This window comes from Psychrobacter sp. AOP22-C1-C5 (assembly GCF_052378885.1).
In the GTDB taxonomy this organism is placed as follows: Bacteria; Pseudomonadota; Gammaproteobacteria; order Pseudomonadales; family Moraxellaceae; genus Psychrobacter.
The window spans coordinates 346,762-364,916 of the sequence record NZ_JBQSYC010000003.1 but is presented as its reverse complement, the minus strand read 5'-3'; the positions used below and the strand labels follow the sequence as shown (position 1 = coordinate 364,916).

Genomic DNA, 18,155 nt, shown 5'->3' with positions numbered 1-18,155 from the left:
AGAGGCTACGAAAAATTCATCTTAGTCGCATTGTCATTGTTTTATAGTGGATAAGCTATAGTAAATACGGCAACGTCACGGCAGCTTATTGATAATAAGGTGTCGTGACGTTTCGTTCATGCTTAAGAATCAGTAGACTTGAGACTAAAGTCTATACATTAAAGTCTTATTCGGGCAACTTGGTTTGCGCTGGTAACCAGTCGATCATATCTTCTGGTGGCGGTGCCGTAATGGTGTCGTAACCGGGGATATCTAAGCGCCACGCATGCAAACACAGACGATGGACGCCTGATTTGTCATGCACATTGTATTTATCATCACCCAAGATAGCGTGACCAATGTGCGCTAAGTGTACACGGATTTGATGAGTACGCCCTGTCAACGGTTTGGCTTCAATCAAGCTAACTGGTTGACCTGCAAGCTCAAAACGACTATGGACAATGAAATCTGTCTGACTTTCTTTGGCTTGCGGATCTTGAGCATCAACTTTAACACGGCGCTCACCGCTGGCAAGCGTATAACGCAACAATGGCGCATCAACACGCTGCTCATTAAGCGCAGGCTGTCCTTTTGCCAGACACAGATAGTGCTTTTGGATGGTTTTGTCCACCAGATGCTGCTGCAATGTTTTTAGCGCTGAGCGTTTTTTGGAAATCATTAACAGCCCTGAGGTGTCTTTGTCGATGCGATGCACCAGCTCTAGGTATTTTTTACCTGTCACTTCGCGCATGGCTTCGATGACCCCAAAGTCCAAACCACTACCGCCATGAACGGCGATACCAGAAGGCTTGTTAAGAACGAGCATGCCTTCATCTTCATAGACCACACGTGCCAACAAGCTTTTGGCAAATTCAGTGCTAATAATGGGTTTGTCGCGAGTCGCAAGCTCTACTGGTGCAATACGTACCACGTCTTCACGCTGTACTCTATCATGCGCTTTACAACGCTTATTATTGACGCGCACCTCATCGGAGCGAATCATTTTATAGATATGCGATTTTGGCAATCCCTTTAAGCGATTAAGCAAAAAGTTATCTAAGCGCTGATCGTGTTGATGCCGCGTTACTTCAAGATAGTTTACCTTACCAAAGTTGCTGATCTCATCGTCAGCGCTTTGCGGGCGTGTTTTGCTATTGAAAATAGCAGGGGCTTCATGGGTCGGTGCGTCATCAGTCATTTTTGAGTTCGTCATTTTTAGTTAGGTATTTACACAAAGATTTGTTATAGTTTAGCATGTTGAGCGACAATTAAGCAGAAGCTGTGGCAATAATCATTGTTGTTTCAGATAGCCTATCATCATTTTTATTACTTGTTAATAAAACGGTATAAGCTATACACCCTGTAAAGATTGGACGTTTCATCTGATTTTAGGGCGCATTGTCTATTTACAGATATCATTTATAGATATTAAAAGATATGACCCCATAAATTGAAGAAACCGCGCTGATTATAATCAATTACATGAAATAGCCAGCGCCATAAAACAATCAGTGTTATACAATAGATAGTGACACTACATACCTTTGTGTTTATAAAATCAGCGTGAATGAACATGGCAAAGCGCCTGTTTGTTGACCGATAATGACACAACATTGACTTACAACCCGCATAACAACGACTTATTGATAATTAATTGTCTGACGGTCCTTTACGCGAGTGTGGTTGAGCAAGTATGGATGGTTTAATATTAGGATCGAGAAATATATCGATAGCTGCCTAAGTATTGGTGGTCAAACAGATAACGATAGATAAGATATGAATACTGCATCACACCGATAGTTTGGTCATGTATTCTGTTTGCCAAGTACGCCCCGCTGATAACAAAAGCTGCGATACCTAATTTTAAAGCGCCCCAGATATTATTGACACGATATATGACAGAACGATAAATAAAGAGTGACCAATTGCTTCACCTAAATGGATAATTGCTGATACGGCTATTTTATATAATAGCTCTTATTGCAGCGATATTATTGCTAGACTTTGATGGAATGGATTGCAACAGCACGATACTGCTTTAGTATCAGTATTTTTAGACCAGTACCTAATCGCTCACTCTTACAATGTGCGCAGCTTTAGCTACCAATAGAACTTACTGATTATTGAATAGTATGCTTACGCACTAATACTTAAACTAAGCCTACCAATAATAGAATATAAACACATAGTCTTACACCCTATAATCTTTATATTCATGTTAGCTCCATTAACGACTTTAGGTAAAAAGCCATTGAAAAGCCAATGTTTTTTATTAAACCCATCATTTACGTTCTGCCGTTAAGTAATATCTGTCAAAGCTAATGTCAACATTAGCGGTATTTGCCAACACACCCGAAAGCCCGTCTCATCGTTGTTATGCGTACTCATAGGATATAAATATGAAACGCATTTTGATCAACGCTACTCAAAACGAAGAAATTCGTGTCGCCTTATGTAAAGGCAACCATCTGTACGATTTCGATTTAGAAAACCGTACTCGCGAACAAAAAAAATCTAACATCTATAAAGGTCACGTCACTCGTGTCGAACCATCACTTGAAGCTGTTTTCGTTGAGTATGGCTCACAGCGCCAAGGTTTTTTACCCATTCGTGAAATTTCTGCTGAATATTTGAGCGGCAACCCACGTGATGAAAATATCAAAAAACTGATCAAAGAAGGTGATGAGTTAATCGTTCAAGTCGAAAAAGAAGAGCGCGGTAATAAAGGCGCTGCCTTATCGACTTATGTGTCATTAGCAGGACGCTATCTTGTACTGATGCCAAACAACCCTCGCGGCGGTGGTATCTCACGTCAAATCTCGGGCAAACTGCGCGAAGATATGAAGCGTATGCTGAGCAATCTTGATTTGCCAAAAGGTATGAGCGTTATCATTCGTACCGCTGGTATTGGCAAAACCCAAGAAGATTTACAACACGATCTCAACCATCTGCTTAACATTTGGCAAGCCATTCAAGAACAAAACCAAAAATATCCATCGCCGCGTTTGGTTCACCAAGAAGCAGGCGTTGTCACACGTGCTGTCCGTGACTATCTGCGCGATGATATTGCTGAGATTTGGATCGATAATGAAAACGCTTACATTGAAGCGGCAGGTTTTATCGATGCAGTGATGCCAAAGCAAGCTGAAAAACTACGCAAATATACCGATTATGAGCCGATGTTTTCGCGCTTCAATATCGAAAAACAAATCGAAACCGCGTATCAGCGTGAGGTTCGTCTGCCATCAGGTGGTTCAATTGTTATTGACCAAACGGAAGCACTGGTCTCTATCGATATCAACTCAGCCAAATCGACCAAAGGCTCAGACGTTGCCGAGACTGCTTACCATACCAACTTAGAAGCGGCGGACGAGATTGCCCGTCAGCTGCGTCTGCGTGATATGGGCGGCTTGATTGTTATTGATTTCATCGATATGAATGACAATAAGCATCAAAAAGAAGTCGAAAAACGCCTGATTGATGCCACCAAATACGATCGTGCCCGTGTACAGTTTGGCGATATTTCTAAGTTTGGTTTGATGGAAATGAGCCGTCAGCGTTTGCGTCCGTCATTAGAAGAATCAACGGGCTACATCTGCCCACGCTGCCATGGTAATGGCATGATTCGCGACTTGCGTTCATTGTCGCTATCGATCATGCGTCAAATTGAGCAAATCGCCCTAAAAGAACGTCAAGGGGAAGTGCAGGCAGAAGTACCGACTGACATCGCAGCGTTCTTATTGAATGAAAAGCGTGACAGTTTGGTCTATCTTGAGCAAGACAGCGGTACTCGCATTACTATTTTACCGCACGCGCATTTAGAATCGCCGAACTTTAAACTACACTTTAATCGCGATGGTTTTGCACCATCAAGTTACGAGCGTATTACTGACACTCAGCTGCAAGAGCACAGCGACCTTGGCTACAATGTTGATTGGCAAACTGCTGAAAAAGAACGTCCTGAACAGCAGCCGACTCGCCAGCCACGCCAGACGCCAGATAGTAGCGCCGCCAATAAGCAAAGCAACACGGTTGATCATAGTAATGATCATCGCAACAATAAAAACAACGTCACCTCTACACGCGCACCCCAAGCCAGCGAGAGTCAAAGCGTTACAGCACCTGCTGCTCCAGTAGCAATACCACCTAAAAGCGTCGAGACGCCTGCCCAGCCGCAAGCAGTGGCTTGGTTGTCTAATTTATTTGCACAAGCGCCGCAAGCATCAACAACGCCTAGTATCAGTAGCCGTGACGCTGCAGAAGCTATCGAGGCGCTAGTAAACACGGGCGCTCAAAGCTTAGGGTCATTTGGACAAATTGATAGCAGCGCTTTAAATACAGCATCGACCAATGTGCCCGCAGCTCAGCAAAACGACCAGCAAAAAAATGACGATCAATCGTCAGACAGCAATGCCAATCGTCAGCAGACGCGTCGTGGCTCAGACAGCGACACGGATGATAGCAGTAGTGAAGATAGAAGAAGACGTAAATCACGCAAGTCTAGATCTTCTAAGCCGCGTCAAAGAAAAGATCAAGCTGATGATACCAGTAATGACGTCACCAGCAATACAGATGAGCAGACGTCAAACAGTACTGATGATAAAAAGTCTGATAATCAAGACTCGCGTCAGCAGGACAACAGACGTACCAATGATCGTAGTCGCAACAGTCGTCAAGATCATAACCGTCAAGACACCAAGCGCCATGCAAATGAGAACAATGACTCTGATAATGACGGCAGCGCAGCAACTGAGCAAAACCGTACTAAGCGCAAATCGCATAGTCAACGTGGCTCACGTGGGAAATTAGAGCGCGGTGAGACGTTAACGGCTAACAATGATCAACAACACAGCGAGCAGTCGACTAAGGGTACTAACGGTAACGGCAGCAAAAACCAAGCTAACAATCGCCGCAACCAAGATCCTAATGAAGTGGTACTACAGGTCAACGAAGCGCCGGTTACGCTCAAGTCGCCAGAAGTGGTTCATCTGTCTTTAGACGATAGTAAGTCTACACAGACAAAACACCAATCAACCAACAAGCAAAGTTCAGCGAATGATGCGACAAAAGAGGACAATATAAAAGCGCAACCGACTCAGCACAATGATAATCAGCAAGACATCAATACACAAAGCTCTGATGAGAAAAGCTCTGTTGAAGAAGTGTCCACTGAGAAAATGGTAGTCGAAAGCGCTGTAGATAATCATGAGGCTAAGAGTCGTGAAGCTAAAAGTCATGAGGCTAAAGATGCTGTAAGCACTACTGATGAAAAAGTGCAGAACAGTGCTCCAAAAGCGGATCTTACTGACCAGCTTGCTGATGACAAAAATGTCAGGGACAACAACGAAGCAATAGAAACGCCCCTACCTTCCACGCACTCAGTGGACAGTCAAGTCAGTAGCTCAAAGCAAGCAACGGCTGAAGTAGATAGCGAAAAAGCATCATCAGAGAGCCAAGAAGTAAGTACTGCTGTCGATGCTAGCGAAAATGCCAGTGCGAAAACCGCTCTGGAAGATACCAGCAGTCTAGACGCTAGCAATACAAGTGACTCAGCGCTTCAACTGACACATGAAGACTTTTTTGCGGCACGCTATGTGACGGCCGAAAAATTTGGTCAAGCCAGCAATGATCCACGTGTAGTACTTAGCCAGCATTCACACGCCGTTCAAAAGTCACAAGCTAATGAGCAAACAGTAATCAATGCGCCAACTATTCGCGGCACGGTTGGCGAGTTTATTCGTGCGACTTTACCGGAAGCACAAACTCGCCTAACGGAAGATGGAGTGATTCACTGTTTCATCGACACAATTGCTTTATATAAGAAGCAAGTGCAGCAGGCTGATAGTAGTACAGATGTCAACAGCACAGCAAAGCATAGTGGAAGTAATACTGAGCTTGCCAGTCAAAGCTTTGACTTTAGTAACTATGGCTATCAACCACTCGCCGTGGATTACCTAGCGCGCTTTGAGACTATGACACAAGCGGTCAGTCAGTTCGCAGCGGCGCAAGGTAAAACCGATGTTGAACCACGTGCTATTGGCAAACGTGCAAGCAACGATCCCCGTGGTCAACATCCTGACTATGCAGAGCCTGTGCAGAAAGAAACCGCAAGTGTAAGTGCATTTGCCGAAAAAGACGCTGAAATAGAATCAGAGGTTGCTAATGAATCAGCCATTGATACTGATTCTGAGCAAATGGTTTCTAAGCAACATGAGAACGACATTGAGGCTCACGATGTTGAGGCAACGGCCTTAACCAATCAGGTGCAAACAGATAGTGTCAGTGCGGACAGCGAGCAATTGTTAGAACAAGCAATTGAAGCACAAGCTGAGACCACTAATGAACAGTCTGAAGGTAAGCGTACTGATACTCAAAACGTAGAAGCAGAAAGTACTGATAGCGCAAGCGATGAGGTGCAGGCAACTACTACTGAGGAAGCGGAGCAAATGACTGAATCCAAAGTCGAGCAACCGACCAAAGAAGAAAGTCAGGCAGCTAAGTCAAAAACCACGATTGCGAGTTATAAAAACATGATCGAAAATGTGGCTGAGCAACTTTTGCCACAAACAGGCATGTTTAATTTAACTACACCAAAAGTGCCAAAGGCGCGCAGCCGTAAGCCCAAAATCGACCATAAGAAGCCCACGCAAGCTGAAAAGCTAGAGGCTGACGATGTAGACAGTGACAGCTAGCCCTATAAGCTAAAACAAGAAACCCCCAAAGTTGGTGACAACTTTGGGGGTTTCTTGTTTTAAGGCTCTTTACTTTGAATGTCTTATACTTAAACGTTCAATCATACAGTCTGATTAAGCTTTTAAATAAAAAACGTATCTATTAGGAAGCAGTACAATTAGTGTGCAGATGACGCATGATCATCTTTACCTCGGATTTTACCAATGACTGTGAAAATAGCCACAACTACTGCACCAATGATAAAGCCAACCACACCATTTAAAATCGCGGTCGTCAGACTCTCAAAGATACCAGTTAAATGGGCAATATCTTCTACGCCATGATGTAGAAAGCCAATACCGTGTACTAAGATACCGCCACCAACCAAGAACATCGCCAATGTACCAGCGATAGACAAAAACTTCATCAGCTTTGGTGCAGCTGCAAACATAATCTTGCCAAGTTTTTGTTTGAACGTCCCTTCTTGCTCCATCAGATGCAAACCCGCGTCATCTATTTTCACAATACCAGCGACCAATCCATAAATACCAATGGTAATACTAATGGCCAAAATAGAAAGCACTAAGCTTCGTTCTAGTAATGTGGCACTGGCCGTTGAGCCTAATGCAATCACAATAATTTCAGCCGACAGAATAAAATCCGTGCGTATCGCGCCTTTAATTTTTTCTTTTTCAAAAGCAACCAGATCTATCGTTTCATCAGCATTCGCTTTTCGACGGGCATTTTGTTCTTCATCATGTGGTAACGCATGTGGCCAGAATCGGTGAATGACCTTCTCAGCGCCTTCATAAACCAAGAACAAACCGCCACACATTAATAAGAAAGTAACCAACGGCGGATAAATGGCACTAATTAGTAGTGCTGCTGGTACTAAAATAAGCTTATTAATAAATGAGCCTTTGGCTACTGCCCAAACCACTGGCAGCTCGCGATTGGCCTTAACGCCAGAGACTTGCTCAGCGTTTAGCGCTAAATCATCGCCCAATACGCCAGCGGTTTTTTTGGCAGCGATTTTGGTCATGACGGAAACGTCATCCAATATCACACTGATATCATCAAGTAGGGTTAATAAACTGGCACCTGCCATATGTGCTCCTTAATGCAATTTTTTTGAAGTAAATGGTTCGCAATTGTCCAAGACAAAAGATTTTTTATACAGATTCATGCAGACACTGTGTTAGCAGTAGCGTACCTAGACAAGCAGCAATATTACATAGTGCAAGTGTATCTCACGTTTGGAGTGGCGCTTATTAGCGTCCTTTAAACGCCTCCTTATTTACATCGTGCGCTCAATCGCTGTTGGCTGTTATTTATCATAAATATGGTAATATAGTAGATACTGTCATCCATCTTTTATTATCAATAAGTTATAAAATGCCTTTACCATTGGTTTTTAAAATACGGTTAATACCCAGTACTACATACAAAAATTTATAGCGCTTTTCTAGCGTGAATTCATGATTAGACGTGATGTCTACAGGATACCCATATGCCCTCTCCTATTATCAGAAATGCCGTTCCTCGTAATCTTTTTTCTCGAACCACCCTATCTCGTTTTATGATGAGTGCGTTATTGGTCGTCATCGCTGCTGGTTGTTCAAACAACGCGGCAGACGCCACCAGTAATACCAGTGTTGTCAATGGTACTAAAACCAAAGTCAGCTCTGCCCAAACATCAGCGGATAGTGATGCAGCAGTAGTAAAGTCTCTACAAGCGAATTTAAGCGCATCCGGTATCGAAGAGACCATCGTTTCAGCAGTGCCGACAGATATGGACGGTATTTACTGGGTAACGGCTGAAGGGTTGCCTTCGTTTTTTACGGATAAGTCTGGCAAGCATATTATTCAAGGTCAAATCATTGCAGTTGGCGAAGGCGAGCCTGTAGACATTAGTGCCGCATTGGTTGCCAGTACGGCGCAAGAAGCCTTAAAAGCTGTCGATAAGAAAGAGATGATCATTTATCCAGCAAAAGGCGAAACCAAATCTGTCATTTATGCCTTCACTGATGCAGATTGTGGCTACTGCCGTAAACTGCATGAAGAGATGAATGACATCAATGCGCGCGGTATCGAGGTGCGTTATTTGGCATGGCCACGCAGTCAGGAATCCGTACCAAAAATGGAAGCGATTTGGTGCAGTCAGGATCGAAAGGCGGCCATGGATCAAGCAAAAATGGGGGCGGATGTACAAGCGCCTAGCTGTGCCAATCCTGTCCAAGCACACATGGCATTGGGGGCAAAACTGGGTGTACGCGGTACGCCTGCTGTCTTCACAGAAACAGGAGAGCAAGTGGGTGGCTATCTTCCTGCAGCAGAATTGGCACAAGCCGTAGGTGCTAACTAAGGGCTTAGGGATTGGATAGCTTTTGATATCCAATCCTGATGGCGACATTGTATAGACGCCACAACTGCTTGTCGGTATGATACGATAAAGCGTTATGTAAAATCAGCAACTTACTTTTATTTGAGCATTTTTTATTCAACGATATATCTAACCTTTTGAGGATACTGTGAGTAACTCCATCAAACTAGCGATACTTGGTCTGGGCACCGTCGGAACGGGCGTGATCAATCTAATCAATGATAACTTAGATGAGCTAAAACGCCGTAGTGGACGCGACATTATCATTACCGAAGTAGGTACACGTCGTCAGCGTGATGATATTGATGCTAATATCATGCAAAACAGCGACTTGATGGCAATTGCTGCAAGCGATAATGTCGATATTATTATCGAAGTGATCGGCGGTACAACGTTGGCAAAAGACGTCATTATGCACGCCATCAAACACGGCAAGCATGTGGTTACGGCAAACAAAGCGTTATTGGCTGAGCATGGCAATGAGATTTTTGCATTCGCTGAAGCAAACAACGTCCATGTCGCTTATGAAGCCGCAGTCGCAGGCGGTATCCCCATTATTAAAGTCATGCGTGAGGCATTGGCAGCCAATAAAATCGATTGGCTTGCAGGTATCATCAATGGTACTGGCAACTTTATCATGACCGAAATGCGTGATAAGGGTCGCCCATTTGCAGATGTGCTGAGTGAAGCTCAAGAGCTGGGTTATGCAGAAGCTGATCCAACGTTTGATGTCGAAGGTATCGACGCGGCGCACAAATTGGCACTACTTGCCTCGATTGCCTTTGGTATCCCGTTACAGTTCGATAGTGTTTATTGTGAAGGTATCACTGGCATCACCTTACAAGATGTCAATTATGCTGAAGAGCTTGGCTACCGTATCAAGCATTTGGGCTTTGCCGTACGCCGTAATGGCAAAGGTGATACTGACGCCGCTGGTATTGAGCTGCGAGTCCACCCAACGCTGATTCCACAAGACGCTTTACTGGCTAACGTCAATGGCGTAAAAAATGCAGTACTGGTTAACTCACATCCACTCGGACAAACGCTTTACTGCGGTGATGGTGCTGGTGCTGGTGCAACTGCGTCTGCTGTGATGGCTGACGTCATGGACTTGGTTCGTGTGTTAGGAAGCAAAGACAATGATGACCAAAGCAATAACGGTCACCATGTCCCGCATTTGGCATTTATACCTGAACAGTTATCAGACACACCGATATTGCGTGCTGAACAAATGATCACGGGTTATTATTTACGAGTTCATGCTTACGATAGTCCAGGTGTATTGGCAGATATCACTCGCATCCTAAGTGATGCTGGGATCAATATCGATGCCATTTTACAAAAGCCTGCGCATAAAGTAGGTCAAGTACCAGTCATTATCTTGACGCTGCCTGTGGTTGAGAGTCAAATGAATCTCGCCATTGAAAAAATAGAAAAATTAGACACTATTACTGATAAAGTAGTACGCATTCGCTTAGATGAACTGGCATAAATCAGGCGCTCAGTAGCTCTGTTATTAGCGACTAGTTATTAGCAAACTGGTTATTGGTGAGCTAGGCAAACGCTTGCTAATAATCGGTTGATAATCAATCAGCACTTGCCTTTACTATGAGTAAAACCCTTTCATTTAAAATACGTAAAAAAGGAATAATAACGATGACAAATGATGCAATTGTAATTGTAAACGGCGCACGTACACCAATGGGTGGCTTTCAAGGCGCGTTAAAAGACATGAGTGCTACAGATCTTGGCGGCGCTGCTATTAAGGCCGCTGTCGAGCGTTCAGGTGTTCGTATTGACGATATTGATGAAGTCATCATGGGCTGTATCTTGACCGCAGGTTTGGGTCAAGGTCCTGCTCGTCAGGCAATGCGTAAAGCAGGTTTGGCTGATGCGACTGGTGCTGTGACCATCAATAAGCTTTGTGGCTCAGGTCTAAAAGCGGTGATGCAAGCCCATGATGGTATCAAAGCGGGTAGCTTCAATGTGGCAGTTGCTGGTGGTATGGAGTCGATGACCAACGCGCCTTACATCATGCCAGGCTCTCGTGGTGGTTACCGCATGGGACATCAAGACGTGAAAGACCATATGTTCCTAGATGGGTTAGAAGATGCCGAAACAGGTAAGCTAATGGGCAAGTTTGCTCAAGAGATGGCTGATGAAAAAGGTTATACGCGCGAAAAAATGGATGCGTTTGCCATCGAATCGTTGAATCGTGCTCTGACGGCTATCAAAGACGACCATTTTAAAGACGAAATCGAGCCTGTGACTTTTAGTACTCGTAAAGGCGAGCAAACGGTTGATACCGATGAGCAACCTGCTCTTGCCAATGCGGAACGTATCCCCACTTTGCGTCCAGCATTTGCTAAAGACGGTACAATCACCGCGGCAAACGCCAGTTCAATCTCTGATGGTGCCGCTGCGGTTGTAGTGATGAAAGAATCACAAGCGAAAGCGGAAGGTCTTGATTATCAAGCGCGTATCATCGCTACTGCCTCAAACTCACGTCACCCAAGCGAATTCACTATCGCCCCAATCGGAGCGATTGAAAAAGTTTTGACCAATGCTGGTTGGTCAGTGGCTGATGTTGATCTTTGGGAAATCAATGAAGCTTTTGCGATGGTTACGATGGCTGCGATGGACGAGCTAAATATAGAGCACTCGAAAGTCAACGTTGAAGGCGGTGCTTGTGCGCTCGGTCATCCAGTTGGCTGTTCAGGTGCGCGTATTTTAGTCACTCTTATCAACTCTTTGAAGCGTACAGGTGGCAAAAAAGGGGTAGCTACTCTTTGTATTGGAGGCGGTGAAGCCGTCGCGGTGGCCATTGAGTTGCCTTAAACGTCTATCAATAGATAGCTTAATGTTTTAAAACTACCTCCTACTGTACAATTGCGCTATGTGTCACTATTAAATCTTATTAAAATCAAAAGCCGTAGCGTTGATTACTCTGCGGCTTTTCTGTGTCTGCCCCCCTCTAACTGCGAGAAAACATTTCATTGTGTAAAATCGCGTTAACTTATACCCCCATCTGTGTTATGCCACTTACAGCCTATTACACGCAATTACTGCAAGTCCACACTTTGCTACCTTGCTCATATATCTCATCTAAAATCTCGATGTTACGATAATCACAAGTTGAGGTAGTGGCTACGCATTAAGTCTATAGCTGACTACAGAAATCAATTTAGATAAATTTTTTGTTTTATAAGATCTATCTTATAAAAGAATTTAATTACAAGAATTTTACTATTGAAACAATAACTATTATTCATTAACTCATAAAAAAGGAAGACAATAATGAGCCAACTAATTCGTTTAAAAGACATTCAAGCCACGCACCGCGACCTAATCGGTGATGACTATTATGATCCAACAAGCAAAACAGCTTACGGCGTTAACGAAGAAAAAATCGGTAAAATCGAAGGCGCTTTAGTAGAAGATACTACTGGTCGTATTCGTTACCTAATCGTTGATGCAGGTGGCTGGTTCAGCTCAAAAGAAGTACTTGTACCAGCAGGTTTGGCACGTATCGTTGGTGATGATGTATTCTTTGATAGCTTAACCAAGTCACAAGTTGAAGCAATGGAAGTATACGATCACGATTACCAGTACAGCTACAAAGAGCAGTATGAAAAAGATCGTCAAGCATTTACTGCCGATACACTTCCAGTAGAAGATCGTATGGATATTGAAGATCATGCGTATGATGCACCAAATACACTAGAGCTGCTAGAAGAGCGTCTAACCGTAAATAAAGATCGCATCGTCGCGGGTCTAGTAAAAGTTGGTAAGCATGTCGTTACTGAAGAACGTAATGTCAATGTTGAGTTGGAAGAAGAGCACGCTAACATTCAGCGTACTAATGTAGATCGTCCTACAGATCGCCGTATTGGTGATGTTGATGTCAATGACTCTGTTGAAGTTCAACTAGAAGCTGAACGCGCTCGCGTTGCTAAAGAAACTTATGTTGCTGAAGAAGTGAGCGTTGGTAAAACTTCTGAGCGTCATACTGAGACCATCGTTGAAACCATCCAACGTGAAGAGTTAGATATTGACCGTGATGGTAACGTCGTTGACCGTGAAGGCAACATCGTTGACCGTGATGGAATTACTGCTGAAGACGTACGCCGCGCTCGTGGTATGTAATTAGCTAATGTGTCACTTCTTTTGTCGAATAGATCTATAAAAGACAAAAGATGGTGATTCTGATAAGCAGCTGAATTTTCTAATTCAGTGATTAAGACCAGAGCATGTCTCTGGTCTTTTTTATGCTTTTCTATCTTGTATTTGTCTGCTTTGTTCGCGTTATTACTTGTATCATCGAATGATAACGTCGGTTTTGAAAATTATCTAAATTAACGAATAATAATAAGGAAATAATAATGTCTATCGATAAGCCGCATACCCTACCCAAGACTAGTTTAGAGACTACCGATAACAACTTGAGGGAAGATCAATTATTAACCAATCAAGACAACACGTTGAACTCAGAGAATGCGTTGAATAAAGCAGGACAAGTGGGCTATTTAGAGTTATTGGAAGAGCGTCCTGTCGTTAATAAAGAACGCTTAGATGTTGGCAAAGTGACTGTTACTAAGCATTCTCGCACTAAGACTATTGAAGTACCCATTGAGCTGGTAGAAGAGTACATCACTGTTCGCACTGAGTTTCATGATGCTGAAAGCCAAGATTTACTCTCTGGAAATTATGATGAGAAAGATGTACTGCGTCATGTCGAACCGTCATTGGATAGCAAAGCAGTCGTGACTATTAATGGCAAGCAGATTGAAATTGGCGAAGCACCAATTGAGATTGTATTATCGCGTCAAGTAGCGACCGTTACTAAAGAGACGTACGCCATTCAAGAAATTGATATTAGTAAAACCACGCACACGCATACGGATACAATTCAAGTCGCGCTTAAGCACGAAGAGCTTGATGTTAAAGAAGAAGGGTTTTTAGATCACGATACAGACGCTACTTATAACAAATAACATTCTGGATGTAGCATTGACATAAGAAAAGCAACGCGAGCGTTGCTTTTTTTATTGGTTTTCTTTTACTACAAGCTTTATAAAGCAGCATAGGCCTTACTTTATACGGCCCCTTCTTCTGTTTTCTTACACTCATAAGTACTGACATTGGTAGCATCTGTACCAGCCGTACGCATCACGCCTGTTTCGCGCTCTTGATGAGCAACACGCCATTGTATAAAACCTTCACCGCCCTCAATAGCATTGGCTGCTTCGAATACTTCAGGATTGGTAGCATCATTGGTCTTTGTCAACGTCGTGGTGCCTTTTGCCGTAGCGATAACCACTTGATTGTCCGCGTCTTTATAAGTGGCTTCAACTGTCAGCTCAGGTGAACATGAGTAAGTAATCTGATTCACACCAGTGTTCACAGAAGCAACGGTATCGCTTTCGACTTCATTGAGAGTAGGATCTTGAGTATCAACCACCACGTCATTTGGCTCTGCAGGCTCAGCTGACATAGGTACTGACTGTTCAGCACTAATGCTGTCCTCTAGACTTGGCTCCGTCTCTTGCTGCTGCTGGCAAGCACTGATGGTCAATGCACCAGCGAGCAAACCGGTTAAGGCAATAGAGGTGCGCCACTGTTTTAATAATTCTGTTTTCATAACACTCTCCCAAATAAATATGTTAAACACTATAGCGTGTCCATAAATGCACGCCTACGTTGAATTTGTAAGTAATCACTACAAAGCCATCCCTGATTCTAAAATCGCTATTTCTCGTCCATGATAAGTCGCTTAATACTTTTAGCGAATCTAAAAAAAGCCCCTATCTTTTGTAGATAAGGGCTATTTATCATAGCTTAACGATTTTTACTTAGCAATATTTATACTATTTGAGACAAGTATTAAATCTTACCATGACATTGCTTATACTTAAGTCCTGAACCACAAGGGCAAGGCGCATTACGACTGACATTCATACCAGCATATGGATTTGAATCATTAGCATTGTTGCTATTGCCAGCCATAGCACCACTCACGCCAGCGGCAGCAACACTGCCACCTAGATTACGGTTTTGTGGCTGGGGTGCTGATTGGTTTGAATTGCTGTCTAAATTGTCTACATCATCATGCTCAAACTGCATCTGCATATGAGCGGCATTCTCACGTTGCTGAATTTCCAACGCTTCTAGCTCTTCTTTGGTCGGAATATGCACACGTGATAAGTCTTGCACTGTTTCAGACTTGATGGCACCAAGCATCATTTGAAACAATTCAAACGACTCACGCTTATATTCTTGCTCAGGATTTTTTTGGGCATAACCGCGCAAATGAATGCCTTTACGTAATTGATCCATCTGCGTCAGATGCTCTTTCCAATGCTTATCTAAGCTTTGTAGCATAAAGTGACGCTCAAGCTGCGCGGCATCCTTTTCGCCCATCTGTTCACGGCGATCATGATAGCGATCAAGAGCAGTTTGAATGATTTTTTCACGCAATCCCTCTTCATCCAAACGGCGATCTTCGTCCAACCAATCGTTAATCGGCATTGGATTTCTAAACTCGTCCTCAAGCTCATCCTCTAGACCGTCTACATTCCACTGGTCATCGACGGAACCTGGTGGAATAAACTGACTGATCATGGCGTTGTAAACTTCACGATGCATTACTTCGATGGCTTCGAGCAAATCCATCTCTGCCAATAAGTCATCGCGCTGACCGTATATCACTTTACGCTGCTCATTGGCAACATCATCGTATTTCAGTAGATTTTTACGAGCATCAAAATCGCGACTCTCAACTTTCCCTTGTGCATTTTCAATCGATTTGGAAACCATCTTATGCTCAATGGCTTCGTCTTCTTTTAAGCCCATCGCACGCATCATATTGACCACACGATCGCCTGCGAAAATACGCATCAAGTCATCTTCAAGTGATAGGAAGAAACGCGACATCCCAGGGTCACCCTGACGGCCCGCACGACCACGTAGCTGGTTATCAATGCGGCGTGATTCATGACGCTCTGAACCAATGATATGCAAGCCACCAGCTGCCACCACTTGATCGTGCTTCACTTGCCACTGGGCTTTTAGGCGTTGCATCTCTTCCTTACTGACCGATTCTGGATCTTCGATAAACGACTGCCAGTTACCACCAAGGATAATATCGGTACCACGACCAGCCATGTTGGTAGCGATAGTGACCGATTTTGGACTACCTGCTTGGGCGATAATTTCAGCTTCACGCTCATGCTGCTTTGCATTTAGAACGTTGTGCTTGACGCCTTCTTGATCCAGTAAATACGATAACTCTTCACTGGCTTCAATGGTCGCCGTACCGACCAATACTGGCGCACCTTTGGCTTGAATTTCTTTGATTTCGCGAATGATACCTTTATATTTGCCTAACTTGGTTAAGAAAATCTGGTCATCCATATCGATACGAGCAATCGGCTCATGCGTCGGAATCACGATGACGTCTAAGTCATACGTTGATTTAAATTCTGCTGCTTCGGTATCCGCCGTACCTGTCATACCAGACAATTTGTCGTACAAACGGAAGTAGTTCTGAAAAGTCGTGGTCGCAAGCGTTTGGTTCTCGGCCTGAATCTCAACGTTTTCTTTGGCTTCTACCGCTTGGTGCAGACCTTCTGACCAGCGACGACCCGGCATAGTACGGCCCGTATTTTCATCAACGATGATGACTTCACCATCATCGACGATATAGTGGACGTTTTTGACAAAAACATGATGGGCACGAATGGCGGCTTGTACGTGTGCAAGCAGTGGTAAACGACTTGGACTATATAAGCTTTCGTTTTCACCAAGCTCGCCCACTTCGATTAAGAAGCGCTCAATTTTTTCATAACCCTTTTCGCTGATTTCAATCTGGCGGTTCTTTTCATCAATCCAGAAGTCTTCTTCTTCGTTATTCTTATTGGCTTCTTCGTCTTTTGAGCGTATCAACAATGGGATGATGGTGTTAATCAGCGCATACATGCGTGATGAATCTTCGGCTTGACCTGAGATAATCAGTGGCGTACGGGCTTCATCAATTAAGATAGAGTCGATTTCATCGATAATACAGAAGTTCAGGGGACGCTGCTTTTTTTCCGCAAGGCTAAAGACCATGTTATCGCGTAGGTAATCAAAACCGTATTCGTTGTTCGTACCATAAGTAATGTCAGCTTGATAAGCATCGATTTTTTCTTGTGGTGGCTGCTGTGAATAAATCACACCAACGTTCATGCCCAAAAACCCAAATAAAGGACGGTTCAACTCAGCATCACGTGCCGCCAAGTAATCGTTGACCGTGACCAGATGTACGCCTTTACCACTGATGGCGTTGAGATACATGGCCAAGGTTCCCATTAGGGTTTTACCTTCACCGGTCTTCATCTCAGCGATTTTGCCTTCGTGCAAAGTGATACCACCGATCAGCTGCACATCATAATGGCGCATACCATTGATACGTAGAGATGCTTCGCGGCAGACAGCAAACGCTTCTGGCAATAGGGCATCTAAGCTCTCGCCATTTTGATGACGAGCCTTAAACTCTGCGGTTTTTTGCTGTAACTGCTCATCAGATAGGGCTTGTATAGCAGCCTCTTGTGCGTTGATCTTGCTGACCACTTTACGCATGCGTTTTAGTTCGCGGTCGTTTTTGGTGCCAACGACACCGCCTATAATCTTTGATAACATAATTTTTTGACCTATGGAAATATTCGATAATTAGTGCGCATTAGCCAACGCTCAGCTTGCCGCCTTGTCATCATCCGACTAAGTACTACCTAATTAAGTATCGCCCAATTAGGGACTGTATAGAATTCACAAATAGGCACTGCTGATCGCTAAAATGGTTCCAGACAAGGCACAAGTCGATGATAATGTTAACACCTTATCAAGACTTGCAACGCAGTATGGGGCAATTTTAGCATCAGCCCTGAGGACAGAGTAAGTAAAGCACTGCTTTGCCCGTAAGCAAGACAAGAGTGATGCTCAAATCAGGACAGGACTCTTTTTTGCCGCTTCATTGCTAAAAATAGACGCTTAGAATGACTAAACTTACTATTTTTTGCGTCGAATCGCCTAAAAAATAGTCTCTGTCAGTGCCATGGTCGAATTCTATACAGTCCCTAAGTGT

The 18,155-nt window shown here is 43.7% G+C and carries 10 protein-coding genes; 6 read left to right on the top strand and 4 right to left on the bottom strand.

The window, feature by feature from the left end; translation table 11 throughout:
• Positions 1-166: 166 nt before the first annotated feature.
• On the bottom strand, positions 167-1,177 hold the full coding sequence (locus ACT3TH_RS06325; protein ID WP_444754998.1) for an RluA family pseudouridine synthase: 1,011 nt from the start codon (positions 1,175-1,177) through the stop codon (positions 167-169).
• Between the two features lie 1,201 nt (positions 1,178-2,378).
• On the opposite strand from ACT3TH_RS06325, the gene ACT3TH_RS06320 reads away from it, so the two are divergent.
• Complete coding sequence (locus ACT3TH_RS06320) at positions 2,379-6,671, top strand: Rne/Rng family ribonuclease (protein WP_444754997.1); 4,293 nt, start codon at positions 2,379-2,381, stop codon at positions 6,669-6,671.
• Between the two features lie 158 nt (positions 6,672-6,829).
• On the opposite strand, the gene ACT3TH_RS06315 is transcribed toward ACT3TH_RS06320, so the two are convergent.
• Positions 6,830-7,759 carry a DUF808 domain-containing protein gene (locus ACT3TH_RS06315; RefSeq protein WP_444754996.1) on the bottom strand — a complete coding sequence of 310 codons (930 nt, stop codon included), beginning with the start codon at positions 7,757-7,759 and terminating at the stop codon, positions 6,830-6,832.
• 402 nt (positions 7,760-8,161) lie between these two features.
• Between ACT3TH_RS06315 and ACT3TH_RS06310 the strand changes: the two genes are divergently transcribed.
• The 5 genes from ACT3TH_RS06310 (at position 8,162) to ACT3TH_RS06290 (ending at position 14,028) form a co-directional block, all read left to right on the top strand.
• A complete protein-coding gene (locus ACT3TH_RS06310; RefSeq protein WP_444754995.1) occupies positions 8,162-9,016 on the top strand; it encodes a DsbC family protein in 855 nt (284 codons plus the stop codon).
• Positions 9,017-9,182: 166 nt separating this feature from the next.
• Positions 9,183-10,526 (top strand): homoserine dehydrogenase, encoded by a 1,344-nt coding sequence (locus tag ACT3TH_RS06305; protein ID WP_444754994.1) that lies wholly within the window; start codon positions 9,183-9,185, stop codon positions 10,524-10,526.
• A 164-nt stretch (positions 10,527-10,690) separates the two neighbouring features.
• On the top strand, positions 10,691-11,872 hold the full coding sequence (locus tag ACT3TH_RS06300) for a thiolase family protein (protein WP_444754993.1): 1,182 nt from the start codon (positions 10,691-10,693) through the stop codon (positions 11,870-11,872).
• A gap of 459 nt (positions 11,873-12,331) precedes the next feature.
• Positions 12,332-13,180 (top strand): DUF2382 domain-containing protein, encoded by an 849-nt coding sequence (locus ACT3TH_RS06295; protein WP_444754992.1) that lies wholly within the window; start codon positions 12,332-12,334, stop codon positions 13,178-13,180.
• 236 nt (positions 13,181-13,416) lie between these two features.
• Positions 13,417-14,028, top strand: coding sequence for a YsnF/AvaK domain-containing protein (locus ACT3TH_RS06290; protein ID WP_444754991.1), 612 nt, complete (start codon positions 13,417-13,419; stop codon positions 14,026-14,028).
• Positions 14,029-14,129: 101 nt separating this feature from the next.
• Here ACT3TH_RS06290 and ACT3TH_RS06285 read toward each other — a convergent pair whose 3' ends face one another.
• Complete coding sequence (locus tag ACT3TH_RS06285) at positions 14,130-14,675, bottom strand: hypothetical protein (RefSeq protein ID WP_444754990.1); 546 nt, start codon at positions 14,673-14,675, stop codon at positions 14,130-14,132.
• 242 nt (positions 14,676-14,917) lie between these two features.
• Complete coding sequence (gene secA, locus ACT3TH_RS06280) at positions 14,918-17,713, bottom strand: preprotein translocase subunit SecA (RefSeq protein WP_444754989.1); 2,796 nt, start codon at positions 17,711-17,713, stop codon at positions 14,918-14,920.
• Between the last annotated feature and the right edge of the window lie 442 nt (positions 17,714-18,155).